This is a genomic window from Olsenella massiliensis, from assembly GCF_001457795.1.
Classification (GTDB): Bacteria; Actinomycetota; Coriobacteriia; order Coriobacteriales; family Atopobiaceae; genus Olsenella_F; species Olsenella_F massiliensis.
This window is the reverse complement of sequence record NZ_LN898211.1, coordinates 459137-477113: the sequence shown is the minus strand read 5'-3', so window position 1 is coordinate 477113 and position 17977 is coordinate 459137. Positions and strand designations below refer to the sequence as shown.

Below are 17977 nucleotides of genomic sequence, written 5' to 3'. Positions count from 1 at the left end.
GTCGGTGGGTACGGGGGCTAGTGTAGCCCTCTTGCAAAGAGCGGGCGGGTCACGCCTGCGGTCCAGGGCCGGGGGGCTGAGGCTGTGGGCGACCGGGGGCGCCAAGGACGACTACACCCGGGCGCCGCCTCCCACCATGTCGCGCAGCGCACCAACCAGCTTGTCGCCGCGCGCGTCGTGAGACACGAGGCGCAGCGACCGCGGCGGCTCCACGCCGGGCGCGACCTGCCCGTCAAGCCGAGACACGAAGACGTCCACGCGCTCGTCGCCGATCTGCTCGACAAACTGCTCGCCCCATTCGATGACGCAGGGCCCGTCGCCGCCGAGCACGTCGTAGAGGCCCACGTCGACGAGCTCGTCGGGGTCAGAGAGGCGGTAGAGGTCAAAGTGGTACAGAGGCAGCTCTGAGCCCCGATAGACCATCTCGATGGTGAAGGTGGGGCTCGTCACGTCGCCAGCCACCCCCATGCCCGCCGCGATGCCCTTGGTGAGCTGCGTCTTGCCGGCGCCCAGGTCGCCTGTGAGCACGAGCACGTCTCCCGGGCGCAGAAGGCCGCCCAGGCTGCGACCAAGCGCGATCGTCTCGTCCTGGGACGTCGTCACGAACTCAGCTTCCATCCTTTGCCCCCTCGTCAGACGCCTCGGGGTTGGCCCTGAGCCACGCCCCCGCCATGGCGAGGTCCTCCCTGAGCAGGGGCAGCCAGTCGGCGTGGTAGATGCAGGCGGCGGGATGGAAGGTGGGGCACACCACAAAGTGGCCCACCTGATAGAGCGCGCCCCGGAGCTTGGTGACGCCCCGCTCGGTCTTGAGCAGCCACTGCGAGGCAAAGTTTCCCAGCGTCACGATCATGTCGGGCCAGACGCTGCGCACCTGCTCCCTCAGGAAGGGCGAGCAGGCCTCGATCTCGCCGGGCTTGGGGTTGCGGTTGCCCGGCGGACGACACTTGACCACGTTGGCGATGTAGACCTCGTCGCGCGTGAGCTCGGCCACCGAGAGCAGCTCGTCGAGCTTGTGGCCCGCCGCGCCCACGAAGGGCTCCCCCTGAAGGTCCTCGTTTCGTCCGGGACCCTCGCCGATGAACATGACGCGCGCGTGCGGGTTGCCGACGCCAAACACGATGTTGGTGCGCGTCTGTCCCAGCTCGCAGCGCAGGCAGTCGCCCATGACCGCCCGAATCTCGTCCAAGGCGACCTCGCCGGGCGCCGGGGCGTCATGCCCGGGTATCTTGAGTGCGCTCATGTCAGGGGGCTCCCTTCGCCCACGGCCACCGTCCCTCACGCGCTCACACGTAGACCTTGGGCAGCCGCTGCCCAAAGTTGCAGGTGACCTCGTAGTTGATTGTGTCTCGGAGCGTCGCCATCTCGTCCGCGTCGATGTACTCGTCTCCGTCGCGACCCATGATGGTGACGACGTCGCCCGGGGCGACGGGCGCGGTCGTCTCGACGCTGTGAGGGCGCCTCTTGCTGACGTCCACGGAAAACATGAGCTGGTCCATGCAGATGCGTCCCACCTGGCGCTGGCGCTGGCCCGCCACGATCACGTCCATGCGGTTGGACAGCGAGCGAGCGAGCCCGTCGGCATAGCCGATCGGGACGGTGGCGACCTGGATGTTGGGCGTGGGGACGCGATAGGTCAGGCCGTAGCTGACCCCCTCGCCGACGGCAGGGAAGATCGCCCTGGTGACGCGGGCGCGCACGCTCATGGCCGGCACGAGGTCAATGCGCCTGACCGTCGTGTCGGCGGGATGCAGGCCGTACAGGCCGATGCCCACGCGGCACATGTCAAAGTCAAGCTCGGGATGGAGCACCGTGGCGGGCGTGTTGTCGCAGTGCACCAGGCCGTGCTCCAGCCCCGCCTCCTCCAGGGCGCCGACGGTCTGCGAGAAGCGTCGCGCCTGCTGCTTGAAGTCCCAGTCGCCGATCACGTCCGCCGTGGCAAAGTGCGTGAAGGTGCCCGCGCACGCGAGACCGCGATGGAAGTCGATCATGCGCCTGAGCTCCACCGCCTCCGAGGGGAGCACGCCGATGCGCGTCATGCCCGTGTCGATGGCAAGATGGTACTTGCCCACCGTGCCCAGGGCGGCCGCCCGCTCGCCATAGGCGAGCGCGAACTCGCTCGTGTACACCGTCGGCATGACGTCATGCTCGATGAGGGTGTCAAGCACGGTCGCAGGGGGCTCCCCCAGCACGAGGATGGGCCAGGTTATGCCCGCCTCGCGCAGCGCCACGCCCTCGGCCACGGTGGCCACGGCAAACTGGTCGGCGCCTGCGTCATGCATGGCGCGCGCGCAGGCGACCGCGCCATGGCCGTACGCGTCCGCCTTGACGGCGCACATCATTTTGGTGCCCCGCGCGAGAAGCGCCCTGAAGGCCCGCACGTTGGCGCGGACGGCGTCAAGGTCCACCTCGACCCAGGCCCAGCGGTCGTCGGGGCAGTTGCGCAGCGCGTCGTCCTGGGCCAGCCCCGTACGACCGATGCGAGACGCGCCGCCCCTCGGGCGCCTCTCGTCCCTGACGCCCCATCCCTCGTCCATTCGGGCCATCGTCTACTCCTTTGGATTGCCTTCGGGGAAGGCGATGTCCTCTTCCAGGGCGTCCTGCGCAAGCCCCAGGCTGTCGATGATGTCGAGCGCCATGACGCCCCTCGACCCGCGCCGCTCGACGGCGAGCTGTCCGGCATAGCCGTGAATCTCGCAGGCGAGCGCGCTGAGCACGGGCAGGTCGGCGTTGTCCACCTCGCCTCGCGAGAGCAGCGCCGCCAGCACGCCCCCCAGCACGTCGCCCGACCCGGCAGTGGCGAGGGAGGCGGGGCCGGGCTTGGGCAGCACGGCCACCTCCGTGCTCACGCACGCGGTTGCGGACCCCTTGGCCACCACGCAGATCTCGCTGCCCCCGTCGGACCACACGATGCGCCGCGCCGCCTCCATGGCCGCCGTGAGGGAGGCCGGCGGCGTATCCTGAAGACCCACGAGCCTGCCGAGCTCGCCGCGGTGCGGCGTCAGGACGAGCGGCCTCTGCCTTCGGATCAGCTCGGGGAAGTCGTCAAGGGCGTTTGAGGTGAGGCGCGAGATGCAGTTGAGGCCATCGGCGTCCACCACCAGCGGCACCTCGGTCGTGAGCAGCCGGGACACGACGGCGACCGTGCCGGCGTTAACGCGCATGCCCGGCCCCACCAGCGTGCAGGAGCGCTTGCGGGCCAGCTCCGCCACCTTGTCGGCGGCCTCGGAGGAGAAGGTGCCGCTGTCCGAGGCGGGAAGCGCGAGGACGGGTATCTCGAGCAGCTGAGACTGGACGATGGGTGCGATGGGCGCCGGCACGGCCAGCGTCACGGCGGCCAGGGCGGCCATCACCGGAGCGCCCACGAAGCGCTGCGACCCCCCCACCACCAGCACCGACCCGCGGGTGAACTTGTCATCCGCATACGAGAGCGGCGCGAGCATGCCGGCGTAGTCCTCGAGGTCGGCCCGCCAGGCCACGGGGTCGGCATCGACGACGAGGCGTTCCGTCTGCTCGGCGAGCGGCGCGACCACGATGGTCCCGCAGACGTCGCGCCCGCAGTCGGCGAGCAGGCCCGGCTTGAGCACGAGCATGGTGATCGTCAGGTCCGCCGCGACGCAGGCCCCCTGGGCGAGCCCCGTCTGCGCCGAGAGGCCGCTGGGCACGTCGATGGCGACGACGCGCGCGCCGGACTCGTTGACGCAGCCGATCCAGATGTCAAAGGGCGCACGGGGCAGACCGTGAAACCCCGTCCCCAGCATGGCGTCGACGATGACGTCGCTGCCCGACAGGAGCTCCTCGAGCTGGTCGCGAGGAGGCGCCACCATCACGGGCACGCCCGAGCGCTCCGCGCTGCTGGCGACGACGCGCGCGAGGTCGCCTCGGATGTCATCGGGGGCCAGGGGGCTCACGCAGGTCACGTTGACGCCCTTGCCGCGCAGATGCTCGGCGCACACCCACCCGTCGCCGCCGTTGTTGCCCAGGCCGCAGAGGACCGCCACGTTCTCCACCTTGGGAAGCCCCAGCACCTCGCGAGCCGCGGAGATGCCGGCACGGTGCATGAGCTCGGAAATGCTCACGCCTACGTCGGTGAGGGCCTCCTCCACCCGCCTGACGTCCTCGACGTTTAGGACTGGCTGCATGCTGTCACGCTCCCTGGTCGCTCATGGTCGTCCGCCGGAGTCGTCGCCCCCCGCGCGAGAGCGCCCTCGGCCGTCGCCTGCCCCGCAGGGTCATCATCCGCGCTGGCGTGAGGGCCCTCGCCCGCGCGGCGCACGGAATCCGGCGTCCCCTCTAATGTATCCGTTATGCCGTCCTGGAGGCGGTCAAGTTCGTCAATCACCGAGCGGGCGCGCTTGAACGACCGCGCCAGCTCCTCCCGGGGGGTGGGCCTCTCGTCCTGGCGGGGCCTGACGTCCTGCGTCACGGCGAGCGCGTTTGCCACGGCAAGCTCGCGCGTGAACGAGAGCGAGAGCTCCACCTCCTGCACCCCCCTCTCGCGGGCGATCTGGGCGGCGCGCCCGTTGAGCACGCACGAGGGGCGACCGTACTCGCCGCGCGCGACCGAGACGTCGGCCAGGCCCACGCCCTCGGAGAAGCCAACGCCCAGCGCCTTGAGAACGGCCTCGCGGGCGGCGAAGCGGGCGGCGTAATGATGGGCGGGCCGGGCGCTGCCGTCGCAGTAGGCGCGCTCCTCGGCGGTGAACACGCGGTCGAGGAAGCTGGGACGTCTCTCCATGACCCGCGCCATGCGCGCGATCTCCACCATGTCAACGCCAATGCCGGCAAACGCCATCTGACACGTTCCCCTCTTCCGCGCGCCCGCGCGCGCCACGACCCTACAGGCTGGACCTACTCCACCGTGACGGACTTCGCCAGGTTGCGCGGCTTGTCAACGTCGAGCCCCTTGGCCTTTGCCACGTAGCGTGCGAGCATCTGAAGGTGCACCACGGCGACGATGGGCACCAGGTACTCGTCCATGGGCGGCACCCAGAGCACCTGGTCGCAGAGCTTGGCAAGCTTCTCGTCACCGTCAGTCGCCACGGCGACGACGCGGGCGCCGCGGGCGATGGACTCCATGACGTTGCTCACGGTCTTGTCGTGCACGTGGTCGGCGGGCACCACGGCCAGCACCGGAAACCCGGGCTCGATGAGGGCGATGGGACCATGCTTCATCTCGCCGGCGGGGTAGGCCTCGGCGTGGACGTAGGCGATCTCCTTCATCTTGAGAGCGCCCTCGTAAGCGGTCGTGGAGTTGGTGCCGCGGCCCAGGTACAGCGCCGCAGGGGCGTCGCGGAAGATGGGCACGGCCTGCTTGTCCTGCCAGCTGCGGCTGAGCACCTCGCGCATGAGGTCGGGCACCAGCTCAAGCTCGTGATAGACCTTCTCGACCTCCGCCTGGCTCATGCTGCCGTTGGCCAGCGCCAGACGCAGGCCGACGAGGGCGGAGGCCACCATCTGGGCGGTGTAGGCCTTCGTGGAGGCGACGGCCACCTCGGGGCCGGCCTGCACGTAGAGGGTGCCGTCGCTCTCGCGGGCGGCGGAGCTTCCCAGGACGTTGGTGATGGCAAAGACCTTGCAGCCCATGCCCCTGAGGCGGCGGGCGGCCGAGAGCGTGTCGGCCGTCTCGCCGGACTGCGTGATGATGAGGCAGAGCGTGTGGTCGGTCACGAGCACGTCGGCGTAGTTGAACTCGGAGGCATACTCCACCGAGACTAAGACCCGGGCCCAGTGCTCGATGAGCGTCTTGGCGATGATGCCCACGTGGTAGGAGGTGCCGCAGCCGACGATGTAGATGCGGTCGATCTGCGCGAGCTCCTCGTCCGTCATGTCAAGCTCGTCCATCTCGATGCCGTGGGCACCCAGGCGTTCCTTGAGCAGACGCTCGATGGCCTCGGGCTGCTCGGCGATCTCCTTGCCCATGAAGTCGGGATATCCGCCCAGCGTGGCAGCGGAGGCATCCCAGTCGATGTCGAGCGTCGCAGGCGAGTGCACGGGGTTGCCGGCGGCGTCCGTTATGGCGACGCCGCCGTCCGGGGAGAGAACCGCCACGTCGCCGTCGTCAAGCTGCGTGACGTGGCTCGTGATGGCCGAGAGGGGCATGACGTCGGAGGCGGCGTAGGCGCCGTCGTCGGTGGAGGCGACGACCAGCGGGCTGCCCTTGCGGGTCACGACGACCGTGCCGGGGTCGTCGGAGCAGACGGCCGCGATGGCCCAGGAGCCCTCGAGGCGCGCGACGGCGTTGCGCACGGCGCCGGCAAGGTCGCCCTTGGCCGGACCGTTCCAGGCGTCCTCGATGAGGTGCACGATGACCTCGGAGTCCGTCTCGCTCTTGAACTCGTGGCCGGCGGCGAGCAGGTCGCGACGCAGGTCCTCGAAGTTCTCGATGATGCCGTTGTGGACGATGGCGATCCTGCCCGTGCAGTCCACGTGGGGATGGGCGTTCTTGTCGGCCGGAGCGCCGTGCGTGGCCCAACGGGTGTGGCCGATGCCGCACGTTCCCACGAGGTTGGCGTTGTCACAGCGCTCCCGCAGGGTGGCGACCCTGCCCTGGCATTTCACCACATGCAGGTTGCCCGACGGCGAGACCACCGCGACGCCGGCGGAGTCATAGCCGCGATACTCCAGCGTCGCCAAGCCCTGGAGCAGGTAGTGGCTTGCCTGGCTCGTTCCCGTGAACCCAACGATTCCGCACATGCGCGGCTCCTTTCGACCGTCTGTGCCGCCCGCATGCCCGCGCGGGGGCCGTCGTCACACCACGTTTCCCAAATGCTATTCCTGCGTCGCAAACGGCTGGAGCGCGCGCAGGACGATCGCGTTGGCCTCGGCGCACAGGTCGTCCGTCGGCGCCTCCGCCAGCACGCGGACCAAAGGCTCCGTGCCGCTCGCGCGCACGAGGACGCGCCCGTTGCCCGCCAGGAAGCCCTCCGCGCGCTCGACGGCCGCCTTGACCTCCGCGGCCTCCATGGCGGCGACCTTGTCGGCAACTCGGACGTTCACGAGCTGCTGCGGATAGAGCTTGACCGGCGCCACGAGCTGGCTGAGGGTCTCGCGCTCCGCCCGGATGACCTCCATGATGCGAAGGCTGGTCATGATGCCGTCGCCCGTGCGCTCGATGTCACCAAAGATGACGTGACCGGACTGCTCGCCGCCCAGCGAGTAGCCGTTCTCGCGCATGCAGGCATAGACGTTCTTGTCGCCCACGTCGGTGGTGGTGTACGAGAGGCTCGCCTGGTCAAAGGCCTTGAGGAGGCCGTAGTTGCTCATGATTGTGGGGACGACCATGCCTGCCGCCAGACGGCCGTGCTTGTGCAGGTACTTGCCGCAGACGTACAGGATGAGGTCGCCATCGACGACGCGGCCCCTCTCGTCCACCGCCAGACAGCGATCGGCGTCGCCGTCATAGGCAAAGCCCACGTCAAGACCCTGCTCGAGGACGTGGCGCTGCAGGCGCTCGATGTGGGTGGACCCGCAGTCCACGTTGATGTTGAAGCCGTTGGGCGCGTTGTTGATGACGCGGACGTCGGCACCCAGCGCGTCAAACACGGGCTTGGCAACAGACGACGCCGCGCCGTTGGCGCAGTCGAGCCCCACCTTGACGCCCTGGAGGGAGAAGTTGGCGCTTGCGATGAGGTGTGCGATGTAACGGTTGCGCCCCTGCATGTAATCCACCGTGCAGCCGATGGCGTCCGCCGTGGCGAGAGGCACCTCCACCTTGCCGTCGATGTAGTCCTCGATCTGCGCGAGGACGGACTCGTCCATCTTGTATCCCTCGCCGCCGACCAGCTTGATGCCGTTGTCCGTGTAGGGGTTATGGCTGGCCGTGATCATGATGCCGCAGTCAAACTGGCCGTCCACCGTTTCGTAGGAGACGCCGGGCGTGGGGATGACGTGCAGCATGTAGGCGTCGGCGCCCGAGGCGACGAGACCCGCGACCAGGGCCGACTCAAACATGTAGCTGGAACGGCGGGTGTCCTTGCCGATGACGACACGAGCCTTCTTGTTCAGGCGAGCGCCGTAGTACCAGCCCACGAAGCGACCGATCTTATAGGCATGGTCAACGTTGAGGCCCTCGTTCGCCCTGCCGCGAAACCCGTCTGTGCCAAAGTACCTCATGGATGCGTCCTCCCGTGTCACCTGCTGCGAATGAACTGCGATGGATACGGACGCGCTTCATTCTAGCAGCAGACTCCCATGGGCCGGCGGCGCACAGCGGCGCTCCATGCCGGGGCGCGGGTATCTTCACAATTGAGCGGGCGCGGATGGATTTACGTCCGTGGCCGGGGCACGGCGGCTGGCCGGGCCGCGGCGGCTGGCCGAGCCGCGGGGCTTGGCTGGTCCGTGACGCCTGGCCGGGCCGCTGGGCTTAGCTGGGCCGTGACGCCTGGCTGGGCCGTGACGTCTTGCTGGGCTGCTGGGCTTGGCCGGTCCGCGACGCCTGGCTGGGCCGCGGGGCTTAGCCAAAACACGACATTTGTGTCAGAATCCCAGCCCAAAGCCCGCGATTTTGACACAAGCGTCGTGTTTTGGCTACGGGCAGCCCGGCGCATGCGGACGGATGCCCGGCACCCCCCGGCTAACGCGCGCGTCGCGAAGGCTACCTTTTACGTTTGCCCAGGATTCGATTATTCAGGCCCGTCCAGACGTACGCTTTGAACGGAACCCCCGAGCATCGCGCAAAAAAGGACCCGCCGAGGCGGGTCCCGAACGTGCAAAATGGGCTGAAGGCGCGTAAAGGCGCGGGTCGCGCCGGAGGCCTTAGCGCTTGGAGAACTGCGGACGCTTGCGAGCCTTCTTCAGGCCGTACTTCTTACGCTCGACTGCGCGGGCATCGCGGGTGAGGAGCCCTGCCTTCTTAAGGTCGGCGCGATACTCGCCGGCCTCGAGAAGGGCGCGGGCAATGCCCAGGCGCAGGGCGCCGGACTGGCCGTTGATGCCACCGCCGTCGCAGTTTGCGAGGACGTCGAACTGGTCAACGGTGTCAGTGACCTTAAAGGGGACGAGCGCGTTGTCAACGAGCTGCTGACGGCCAAAGTACTGGGCAGCGTCGCGACCGTTAATGGTAACCTTGCCGGTGCCGGGAACCAGGCGAACGCGCGCCCTGGACTCCTTGCGGCGACCGGTGCCGGTGTAAACAGCGGTGTTGTCAGCCATCGAGTTACGCCTCCAGATCGATCTTGACGGGGTTCTGCGCGGCATGCGGATGCTCGGGCCCAGCATAGACCTTGAGCTTCATGCCCTGCTGACGGCCAAGCGTGGTCTTGGGCAGCATGCCCTTGACAGCGTGCTCGATGACGCGCTCGGGATGCTTGGCCATGGCCTCCTTGAAGGACTCAATCTTGAGGCCGCCCAGCCAGCCGGAATAGCGCCAGTAGCTCTTGTGCTCCGCCTTCATGCCGGTCAGCTTGACCTTGTCGGCATTGATGACGACCACGAAGTCACCGGTGTCCGCGTTGGGGGTGTACTGGGGCTTGTTCTTGCCTCGAAGAATCGTGGCGGCCTTGGTCGCAAGACGACCGAGCGTGGCGCCATCGGCGTCGATGAGCACCCAGCGGCGCTCGACCTCGCCCTTCTTGGCGTACTGAGTCGATTTGTTCACGTGACTCCTCCTACGAACCTGACTATCGGCGACCTCTGGACAAGCCGTCGCATGCTTTTCTGTGAGGTTACGGGGCTCAGTGGAAAAGCCCTAGAAGTATACAGCACTCAGCTGACGTTGGGAGAAACGCACCAAAAAAGCCTCGTTTTCAAAAGGTCTGCACGAGAGGCGCGCGAGGAGGCCTGCGCGCGGGAGGTCATCACGCAAGATGCGCGGGGGCAGACCGACGGCCACGAACAACCACTTGGACGCCCTCACCAGGCCGGCAATTGCACAAGCCGTCACGGCGCCCCTTTGTCGAGACGCCCTCAAGAGACCCGACGACCTCGCCATGCCTCAGCCTCTACGCCTCCGCCATGATCCTCTCGCCCATGAGAAGCCCCATGACGCTCGCCATCATGAGGCCGCGCGTCCAGCCGCTGGAGTCGCCCAGGCAGTGCAGGTCCTTGACGTTGGTGTCAAAGCGCTCGTCCATGCCCACGCGGTTGCTATAAAACTTGAGCTCCGGGGCGTAGAGAAGGGTCTCGTCAGCGGCAAAGCCGGGCACCACCTGATCGACCGCCTTCATGAACGCCACGATCTCGACCATGGCCCTGTGGGGCATGGCGGCCGTGATGTCGCCGGCCTCGGCGTCCGTCAGGGTCGGGACCACGTTTGAGCGGCCCAGCTCCTTGGGCCAGGTGCGCTTGCCGTCCATGATGTCGCCAAAGCGCTGCACCAGGATATGCCCCGCGCCCAGCATGTTGCAGAGGCGCCCCACGTGCTGCGCATACGAGATGGGCTGGTCAAAGGGCTCGCGGAAGTTGAACGAGACGAGCACCGCCAGGTTGGTGTTGGGACTCTTGCGCTCCTTGTAGCTGTGGCCGTTGACCACCGCAAGGCTGCCGTCGTAGTTCTCCTGGCTCACGAAGCCCCCGGGATTCTGGCAGAAGGTGCGGACCTTGTTGCGGAAGGGCCCCGGATAGCCCACGAGCTTGCTCTCGTAGAGGACGTCGTTGACCTCCTGCATGATCTCGTTGCGCACCTCCACGCGCACGCCCAGGTCAACGGGACCGGACGAGTGGTCGATGCCGTGCCTCTCGCACATGTCGTCAAACCAGCTGGCACCGCGACGTCCCGTGGCGACGATGGTCCTGCCGGCGGCGACGCGTTGCTCCTGCCCGTCAGGCCCCTTGAGGACGGCGCCCACGCAACGACCGTCCTCCACGCACACCTCCGTGCACTCCGTCTGAAAGAGCATGCGCACGCCGGCGTCAAGCAGCGCCCGCTCAATGCGCAGGTAGATCTCTTGGGCCTTCTCCGTGCCCAGATGGCGAATGGGGCAGTCAACGAGCTTGAGCCCCGCCTTGATGGCACGACGGCGAATCTGCGCCACCTCGGCTCGATGCCCCAGGCCCTCAACATGGGGGTCCGCCCCAAAGTCCAGGTACATCTGGTCAACACGATCGATGGTGGCCTGAGCGCAAGAGGGCCCGATGAGCTGCGGCAGGTTACCGCCCACCTCGTGGCTCAGCGAGAGCTTGCCGTCCGAGAAGGCCCCGGCGCCCGAAAAGCCCGTCGTGATGCGGCAGGGCGAGCACCCGACGCAGCGCCCGACCTTCTTCTTGGGGCAGCTGCGCCGCTCGACCGGAAGCCCCTTCTCCGCCATGACGATGGAGCCGGAAAAGCCGCCGCGCACCAGGCCGAGGGCGCAGAAGATGCCCGCCGGCCCCGCCCCTATGATCAAGACGTCCGCCAAGGTGGGCATCGTCTCTGAAGCTGTCGCCATGGTCTCTCCCTTGCTCAGTCTTTCCCTGCTCAGACGTCGCCGCATCCAGAGCTCGCCAAAAGACGTTGCTGAGCGCTGAGATGAGCATAGACCAAAAAACGGCTGCTTGCGATGCACGCCTGGCCAGACGCTGTCTCGGCTTGCCACGGGGCCCTGGCCCGAGGCTTTACCTCGGGACTCTGGCTCGGGACTCTGGCTTGGGACTCTGGCTCCCGAACAGTGGCCATGCTCGCGTCCCTCTCGCTCATCTTGTCGTTTGACTCACTTTTTGCCCGAAAGAGGCCGGATTCTGAGTCAAAAAGCAAGATTAGCGCTGCGAGGTGCCTTATCGTGCGACGCTTCGGCGCGGGCGCCCCATCGCGAGATACCCCACGCTTCGGTCCGACGCGACATTCAAGCAAAAAACGAGGCGCCCGTCTCAGCGAGCGCCTCGTGTTCGTGCCTTGACGTGAGTTGGCGAGAGGGGCCCTAGCCAGCCGCCTACTCGGCAGCCTCCTCGGCGGAAGCCGGCGCGACATCCGCAGAAGCCTGCGCGGCCTCGACGGTCTCGGCGGCAGTCTGCGCCTGGGCCTCGGCCTCGGCCTTCTTCGCGAACTCAGCGGCGCGCTTGGCCTTCTCGGCGGCCTTGGCCTCCTTGGCGGCCTTCTTGGCAGCAGCCTCCTCGGCGGCCTTTGCGGCCTTGGCGGCCTTGGCCTCCTCGGCCTTCTTGAGCTGGGCGGCAGCTGCACCGCCAAACTTGCTGGAGAAGCGCTGGACGCGCCCGCCGGTATCGACGAGCTTCTGCTGGCCGGTATAGAACGGGTGGCACTTGTCGCAGAGGTCAACGGTCATCTCGCTCTTGGTGGCGCGGGTGACCCAGGTGTTGCCGCAGGTGCAGCGAACGGTGCACTCCATGTACTTGGGATGGATTCCTTGCTTCATGTTCTGGCACTCCTTTGATTGGCCTGGTTTCCGACCAGGCAAGGGGGTGTCTCGACAGCATGCGAGACAGTGAGCCTAAGCAGTGTAGCAGATTGTCCGCACTTCTTCCCCATCGCCTGCGCAATCTTGCATACTATGGAGAGACCATGCAGGCATCCGGCGCGCATGGCGCGCCCTCCCAGACTTGGAGACCTTCCGTGCTTCTGACCGTCGATATTGGCAACACCCAGACCACCCTCGGCCTCTTTGACGAGGCGGGCTCCTGTCGTCGCCAGTGGCGCATGGCGTCCGACAAGACGGACACGGCGGACGAGCTGCATGAGCGGCTCTTTGGCTACTTCCTGATGCTTGGCCTGCGCCTGGGCGACGTCACCCACGTGGCGCTGGCGAGCGTCGTGCCCATCCTGACCCGCGAGTGGCAGTACATGCTGGGCCACATCCTCAAGCAGGAGGACGTCCTGGTCGTTGACGCCACGCGCGACTGCGGCATCGCCATCGACATGCCCGACCGCCGCCAGGTGGGCGCCGATCGCATCGCCAACGCCGTCGCCGCGCGCGACAGCTACGGGGCGCCGGTCATCGTGGTGGACTTTGGCACGGCCACCAACATAGACGTTGTGGACCGCAAGGGCGCGTTCAGGGGCGGTGCCATCATGCCGGGCCTGCTGCTCTCGGCGAGCGCGCTCTTTTCCCAGGCGGCGCGGCTCTCAAGCGTCAACATGGTGGCGCCGGCGCACGCCCTGGGCGACAGCACCGAGACGGCCGTGCAGTCGGGCCTCGTGATTGGCGCCGCCGCCCAGGCCGAGGGTCTGGTCAGGCGCATCATCGACGAGCTGAGGGCGGAGGATTCTCAGCTTGGCAAGGTGACCGTCGTGGGCACGGGCGGACTCGCTCACGAGATTTCCGGCGTCACGGACATGTTTGACGCCATCGACTGCGACCTCACCGTGCGGGGCATCTATCGCATCTGGGCGCACCGCAACCAGAAGCGTCGGGCGTCGCAGCGCGACCGCTAGGTAGCGAAGGGTGTCGCGTCTCAGATGACGGTAGGCGCCGCGCCGCAGATGATGGTAGACGCCGCTCCGCAGGCGCCAGCGCGCGGCGCGTCGTCGGGCGGCGGTCGTGGGCGATCCTAACGAGCCCTGCGAAGGCGCGCCTGCTCAGGCGCGATCTGCAGCTCCGAGCCGTCGGCGCGCCTGACGGTGGCCCGACCCCAAACGTCCAGGCCGACAAGGGCACCCCGGTCAAACGCCCTTCCGTTGGGGTAGAGCACGTCAACGTCTGCCCCCATGAGCATCATGCGATCAAAGAGCTCGGGCAAGAACGAGGCGAGGGGCCCCGCCACGCAGCGCCCCTCGCTGACGTCGCGCTCCCAGGCGTCCACGCGACGACGCACGGCGGCATCCAGGGCACCGACGTCCATGCCCGACGCCTCGCCCTGCACCCGCAGCGTCACGTACATGCCCTCCTCGTCCGCGCCGCCGGAGGCGGCCATCGCTAGGAGCACGCCGTCGCCACGGTCGATGTCGTGGGGCCAAAAGACGCCCGCCCGATCAAAACCGGCGTCGCGCAGGCAGTCGACGACGCCGAGGGCGACGCACCAGGGAACGCCATGCACGTAATGCAGGGGAAGCTTGGGATGCAACGTCAGAGACCAGCACAGCTCCGGTGCGCCTGCAGTTGGGGACACTGGGGACGTCGGAGGCGGCGTTGGGTTCGACGGCCGCGCCGCCGGCGTGGACGGCGGCATCATGCCTCCTGCCAGTCGAGCTCCCCCAGCTCGGAAAGGACGTGCCCCACCCGCTCCTCCGGCGCGAAGACAGGCACGCCGGCATGCATGAGAAAGCGCACGGGGTCGTGCATGAGGTCCTCCATGGGCACCAAGACGTAGTCCCTCTCGCCCAGGTGCGGATGGGGAAGCGTGAGCTTGAGCCCGGCATGCCGCTCGCCCTCGACGAACGCGAGGTCGCAGTCGATGGTGCGCGGGCCATGCCCCGCCTGACGGGGGTCGCGGACGCGCTGGAGCTTCTCCTCGACGCCCATCAGGGCATCAAGGAGCACGAGGGGATGAAGCTCGGTGCGAATCTCGGCCACGGCGTTGGCCACGGGAGTGTCGATGCCATAGGCGGGCTCGGTCTCGTACGCACGGCTCACCAGGACGACGCGGGTGAGCGGAATCTTGTTGATGAGCTTGACCGCGCGCGTGAGATTGTCAACGCGGTCGCCCACGTTTGACCCCAGGGACACGAAGCCCTGGCGCGCGTCGGGCTTGGCAACCGACCAGTAGCCGTTGACGGCCTGGGTCGTGGAGGCGACGTCGTGAACGCGCACGATGCGCGAACCCGCCTCGATGGCCGAGAGGACCATGCCAATGGTGGCGGCATCACGCCGGGCGGCATCCGCCACACCCGACACGGCCCCCACGAAGCGCTTGCGCGAGACGGCCGTGACCACGGGATAGCCCATGGAGACGAGCTTGTGCGTGGCTCGCTGCACGACAACGTCCTCGTCGGCCGTCTTGTCAAACCCGGGCCCGGGATCGATGCAGATGCGGTCGTGGCTCACGCCCGCTCGCATGAGCGTGCGGGCCTGATCGCCCAGAAAGCCCATGATCTCGCGCATGATGGGCGCTTCCTCGGGCAGCGTGAAGCGACGGGTGCTCGTGGGAACCACGCGCGGCTGGGCCGGCCGGCGCGAGCGCAGGCGCGGTGAGTCAAGCGTGACGGAGCGGCGCGTGCTCACGCCACTGAGCCTGTTCCAGTGCATGACGATGCAGCCGCAGCGCGACTCGGCGGCAACCTCCACCATTGCGGGGTCCGTGAAGCCCGAGACGTCGTTGACGATGGAGGCGCCCAGGCGCACGGCGATCTTTGCGACGGCGGCGTGGCGGGTGTCAATGGAGACGATCGCCGAGGGCGCCGCCGCAAGGATGCCCCTGACCACGGGGACGATGCGATTGCCCTCCTCCTCGGGGTCCACGGGCGTGTGACCCGGGCGGGTGGACTCGCCTCCCACGTCGATGATGTCGGCGCCCTCGTCGAGCATCTGAAGTGCCCGGTCTATGGCAGCCCTCGCGTCAGCGTCCTGCCCGCCGTCCGAGAAGGAGTCGGGCGTGACGTTGAGGACGCCCATGACGCGGGGGCGCGTCAGTGACAGCTCGTGCCGGCCACAGCGCCAGGTAGCGTAGTCCTCTCGAAGCATGGGTGCCAGACCTCCCGGAAAACGGCTGCGCGCGCCCCGCATGCCCATGGAGCCGAGGCGGGTCGGAACGCGCATGGTTCCTGTAGATTGTACCTGCTTGGGTGTGACCCGCAAGCCGGGGCACACCCCACACGACCATCCTACGGCGTGCGGACGCCCTCCCACGACGATGGAACCGCGAGAGGCGCCGCCAAGGGGCGGGCGTCGCCCCTCTCGGCCTTTCTACCACGCAAAGGCCTGGGCTATGTCGCAGTCGCAGACGAGGTCGGCGCGGGCGTCCTGAGGCGTCGTGCCCTTGTTGCAGATGACGAGGTCATTGCCTCTGAACTCGTTGACGAGACCCGCCGCCGGATACACCACGAGCGACGTCCCGCCAATGATGAGCATGTCGCAGCTCGCGATGGCGCGCACGGCGGCATAGATGGCGCCCTCGTCGAGCGCCTCCTCATACAGCACGACATCGGGCTTCACCACGCCGCCGCAGCTCTCGCAGTGAGGCACGCCCTCAGTTGCGAGCACCCACTCCTGCGAGTACAGCGCCCCGCAGCGCCGGCAGCGATTGCGGTGCGTCGAGCCGTGCAGCTCGATGACGTTTTTGGAGCCGGCGGCCTGGTGGAGGCCGTCGATGTTCTGCGTGATGACGGCCGTGAGCTTGCCCTCGGCCTCCAGCTGCGCAAGCTTGAGGTGCGCCTGGTTGGGCCGAGCCTCGGGCGCGCACATCATCGTGCGGTAAAAGTCAAAGAACTCCTTGGTGTGCGCCACGTAAAAATGGTGGCTCAAAAGCTCCTCGGGCGCATAGTCGCTGGAGAAGTGCTGGTGATAGAGGCCGCTGGGGCTACGGAAGTCAGGGATGCCGCTGGCCGTCGAGACGCCCGCCCCACCAAAGAACACGACGGAGCCGGCGACGTCGATCCTGCGGCGTAGCTCCTGGGCCGCCTCCGCCGCGTCGGTGATGGTCCTGCCCATAGGTCCGCCCCTCTCCCCGTGGCCTGCTCTGCTCGTGAGTCGTCCGAGCCACGGCGTCGTGTCGCGGTGGCACCGCGCCGCCACCGCGCCGTTGCGCCATGGCACCGCGACGGCGTTGCGTTGGCTCCCATCGTAGCGCTTGTGGAGCATCGTCGCGCATGAGCCTTGCCGGGTCGGCGGCCTGATGCAATTGGGTACAAGGCGAACATATTCCCGTCCAGAGGAGGCCCGTCATGGAAAGGACAACGCCATCGCCTACGCCCAACGTCTCTGGCTGCGCCCTCGTCTTTGAGGGAGGCGGGCGTCGCGGAGCCTACACGGCGGGCTTTGTCCGCGTCCTTCTCGAGCACGAGATACGCTTTCCCCTCGTATGCGGTGTTGCCGCGGGGGCGAGCCATGCCGTCAACTATGTTTCGCGCGATCTGAGGCGCACACGCTCCACCTTTGTTGACGTTAGGTCCGCAGGCTTGCCGCTGGGCGCTCTGCCCTCCCTGCTGCACGGGTCGGGCCCCTTTGCCGCCAGCCCCTTTATTGCCAGTCCCTTGGCCGTCAGCCCCTTTGCCGCCGACTCGCCTTTTGAGGGCTTCATGGAGGACGACGGCCTTCCCTTTGATTGGGACGCCTTTACGAACAACCCTGCCGACGTGCGCATTCAGGCCTTTGAGCGCGACACGGGAAGGACTCTCACCTTTGGCAAGAAAGACATGCCCAACGCCCAGGCGCTGCTCGACCTCATACGTGTCGGCTCCACCCGTCCTGGCGCCATGAGGTCTCCTGCCGTAGGAGATGCCGCCCTGCTCGACGGTGGGCTGGGCAAGGGCGCGGGCATCTCGCTCCATCTGGCGGAGGAGGAGGGCTTTGGGCGCTTTTTCCTTGTGACGACGCGCCCCAAGGGTTATCGCGAGCAGCCGCCCACCGCGCGCGAGCGCAAGGCATACGAACTCGTCTCGCGTGACTACCCGTATCTGAGAAACGCGCTGCTCACGCGCTGGGAACGCTACAACGAGGAGCTGGACCGCGCAGAGCGCCTCGCCGAGGAGGGACGCTGCCTCATAGCGTATCCCGACGTCATGCCCGTGGAGAGCGAGACGCTCGACCCCGCGCTCCTGCGCGACGCCTATGACCAGGGGCGTCATCAGGCCCTGCGCGACCTGCCGCGCTGGCGCCGCTTTTTGTTTGGGTCCGAGGACGGGGGCCCGCAACCCGACCCCGAGCTCATGCGTCAGCGCATTCGGGACGCGGACGGCGACGACGGCTACATCACCATTCGTCCCAGCTAGCAACGTTGCCGAAGTCAGCGGCATGCGTGACGCGTTGCGGTCGTGACGCGCGCGGCGTGACGCGTGGCTCATGGCGCATGGCGGTCGTGGCGAGCGGCGTGGCGCATGGCGATCGTGGCGAGCGGCGGTCGTGGCGAGCGGCGCACCACATGCGCTCATCTTGCCTTTTCGCTCACTTCTCGCGCAAAATCGACCGGATTCTGTGTCGATTCGCAAGATGAGCGGACCGGAAGGGTACTGACGGTC

The 17977-nt window shown here is 67.6% G+C and carries 16 protein-coding genes; 2 read left to right on the top strand and 14 right to left on the bottom strand.

What is annotated here, in order from left to right; all coding sequences use genetic code 11:
• Positions 1-111 precede the first annotated feature (111 nt).
• From tsaE to rpmE, 11 genes are all read right to left on the bottom strand, one after another.
• The gene (tsaE, locus tag BN3001_RS06165; RefSeq protein WP_058270886.1) at positions 112-618 is read right to left on the bottom strand and encodes a tRNA (adenosine(37)-N6)-threonylcarbamoyltransferase complex ATPase subunit type 1 TsaE; all 507 of its coding nucleotides are present in this window, start codon (positions 616-618) and stop codon (positions 112-114) included.
• On the bottom strand, positions 608-1240 hold the full coding sequence (locus BN3001_RS06160) for a uracil-DNA glycosylase (protein WP_058270885.1): 633 nt from the start codon (positions 1238-1240) through the stop codon (positions 608-610). The genes tsaE and BN3001_RS06160 overlap by 11 nt, the downstream gene beginning before the upstream one ends.
• 43 nt (positions 1241-1283) lie before the next feature.
• Positions 1284-2543, bottom strand: a complete 1260-nt coding sequence (gene alr / locus BN3001_RS06155) for an alanine racemase (RefSeq protein ID WP_235815066.1) — start codon at positions 2541-2543, stop codon at positions 1284-1286.
• A 3-nt stretch (positions 2544-2546) separates the two neighbouring features.
• Entirely contained in the window at positions 2547-4139 is a 1593-nt protein-coding gene (locus BN3001_RS06150; protein ID WP_058270884.1) for an NAD(P)H-hydrate epimerase, read from the bottom strand.
• Complete coding sequence (gene acpS, locus BN3001_RS06145; RefSeq protein ID WP_082630028.1) at positions 4124-4792, bottom strand: holo-ACP synthase; 669 nt, start codon at positions 4790-4792, stop codon at positions 4124-4126. The genes BN3001_RS06150 and acpS overlap by 16 nt, the downstream gene beginning before the upstream one ends.
• Positions 4793-4848: 56 nt before the next feature.
• Positions 4849-6693 (bottom strand): glutamine--fructose-6-phosphate transaminase (isomerizing), encoded by a 1845-nt coding sequence (gene glmS, locus BN3001_RS06140; RefSeq protein WP_058270883.1) that lies wholly within the window; start codon positions 6691-6693, stop codon positions 4849-4851.
• A gap of 75 nt (positions 6694-6768) precedes the next feature.
• Positions 6769-8112, bottom strand: a complete 1344-nt coding sequence (gene glmM, locus BN3001_RS06135; protein WP_058270882.1) for a phosphoglucosamine mutase — start codon at positions 8110-8112, stop codon at positions 6769-6771.
• Between the two features lie 642 nt (positions 8113-8754).
• A complete protein-coding gene (rpsI, locus tag BN3001_RS06130; RefSeq protein ID WP_058270881.1) occupies positions 8755-9150 on the bottom strand; it encodes a 30S ribosomal protein S9 in 396 nt (131 codons plus the stop codon).
• A 4-nt stretch (positions 9151-9154) separates the two neighbouring features.
• A complete protein-coding gene (rplM, locus tag BN3001_RS06125; protein WP_058270880.1) occupies positions 9155-9595 on the bottom strand; it encodes a 50S ribosomal protein L13 in 441 nt (146 codons plus the stop codon).
• A gap of 343 nt (positions 9596-9938) precedes the next feature.
• A complete protein-coding gene (locus BN3001_RS06115; protein ID WP_197407462.1) occupies positions 9939-11363 on the bottom strand; it encodes an NAD(P)/FAD-dependent oxidoreductase in 1425 nt (474 codons plus the stop codon).
• Positions 11364-11843: 480 nt separating this feature from the next.
• Positions 11844-12284 carry a 50S ribosomal protein L31 gene (rpmE, locus tag BN3001_RS06110; RefSeq protein ID WP_058270877.1) on the bottom strand — a complete coding sequence of 147 codons (441 nt, stop codon included), beginning with the start codon at positions 12282-12284 and terminating at the stop codon, positions 11844-11846.
• A gap of 197 nt (positions 12285-12481) precedes the next feature.
• Between rpmE and BN3001_RS06105 the strand changes: the two genes are divergently transcribed.
• Positions 12482-13300 (top strand): type III pantothenate kinase, encoded by an 819-nt coding sequence (locus tag BN3001_RS06105; RefSeq protein ID WP_058271272.1) that lies wholly within the window; start codon positions 12482-12484, stop codon positions 13298-13300.
• Between the two features lie 116 nt (positions 13301-13416).
• Here BN3001_RS06105 and BN3001_RS06100 read toward each other — a convergent pair whose 3' ends face one another.
• The 3 genes from BN3001_RS06100 to BN3001_RS06090 form a co-directional block, all read right to left on the bottom strand.
• Entirely contained in the window at positions 13417-13974 is a 558-nt protein-coding gene (locus BN3001_RS06100) for a hypothetical protein (RefSeq protein WP_148362956.1), read from the bottom strand.
• A gap of 59 nt (positions 13975-14033) precedes the next feature.
• On the bottom strand, positions 14034-15485 hold the full coding sequence (folP, locus tag BN3001_RS06095) for a dihydropteroate synthase (RefSeq protein WP_058271271.1): 1452 nt from the start codon (positions 15483-15485) through the stop codon (positions 14034-14036).
• Positions 15486-15707: 222 nt separating this feature from the next.
• The gene (locus tag BN3001_RS06090) at positions 15708-16451 is read right to left on the bottom strand and encodes an NAD-dependent protein deacylase (RefSeq protein ID WP_058270875.1); all 744 of its coding nucleotides are present in this window, start codon (positions 16449-16451) and stop codon (positions 15708-15710) included.
• A 233-nt stretch (positions 16452-16684) separates the two neighbouring features.
• Here BN3001_RS06090 and BN3001_RS06085 point away from each other — a divergent pair, with 233 nt between their 5' ends.
• Positions 16685-17731: a patatin-like phospholipase family protein gene (locus BN3001_RS06085; protein ID WP_058270874.1), complete on the top strand. Its 1047-nt coding sequence runs from the start codon at positions 16685-16687 to the stop codon at positions 17729-17731.
• Positions 17732-17977: the final 246 nt, after the last annotated feature.

Excerpts from the sequence above, each read along its gene's own strand:
- tsaE (WP_058270886.1), bottom strand. The coding sequence starts at position 618 with ATGGAAGCTGAGTTCGTGACGACGTCCCAGGACGAGACGATCGCGCTT.
- BN3001_RS06160 (WP_058270885.1), bottom strand. The coding sequence starts at position 1,240 with ATGAGCGCACTCAAGATACCCGGGCATGACGCCCCGGCGCCCGGCGAG.
- alr (WP_235815066.1), bottom strand. The coding sequence starts at position 2,543 with ATGGCCCGAATGGACGAGGGATGGGGCGTCAGGGACGAGAGGCGCCCG.
- BN3001_RS06150 (WP_058270884.1), bottom strand. The coding sequence starts at position 4,139 with ATGCAGCCAGTCCTAAACGTCGAGGACGTCAGGCGGGTGGAGGAGGCC.
- acpS (WP_082630028.1), bottom strand. The coding sequence starts at position 4,792 with ATGGCGTTTGCCGGCATTGGCGTTGACATGGTGGAGATCGCGCGCATG.
- glmS (WP_058270883.1), bottom strand. The coding sequence starts at position 6,693 with ATGTGCGGAATCGTTGGGTTCACGGGAACGAGCCAGGCAAGCCACTAC.
- glmM (WP_058270882.1), bottom strand. The coding sequence starts at position 8,112 with ATGAGGTACTTTGGCACAGACGGGTTTCGCGGCAGGGCGAACGAGGGC.
- rpsI (WP_058270881.1), bottom strand. The coding sequence starts at position 9,150 with ATGGCTGACAACACCGCTGTTTACACCGGCACCGGTCGCCGCAAGGAG.
- BN3001_RS06115 (WP_197407462.1), bottom strand. The coding sequence starts at position 11,363 with ATGGCGACAGCTTCAGAGACGATGCCCACCTTGGCGGACGTCTTGATC.
- rpmE (WP_058270877.1), bottom strand. The coding sequence starts at position 12,284 with ATGAAGCAAGGAATCCATCCCAAGTACATGGAGTGCACCGTTCGCTGC.
- folP (WP_058271271.1), bottom strand. The coding sequence starts at position 15,485 with ATGCTTCGAGAGGACTACGCTACCTGGCGCTGTGGCCGGCACGAGCTG.
- BN3001_RS06090 (WP_058270875.1), bottom strand. The coding sequence starts at position 16,451 with ATGGGCAGGACCATCACCGACGCGGCGGAGGCGGCCCAGGAGCTACGC.
- BN3001_RS06085 (WP_058270874.1), top strand. The coding sequence starts at position 16,685 with ATGGAAAGGACAACGCCATCGCCTACGCCCAACGTCTCTGGCTGCGCC.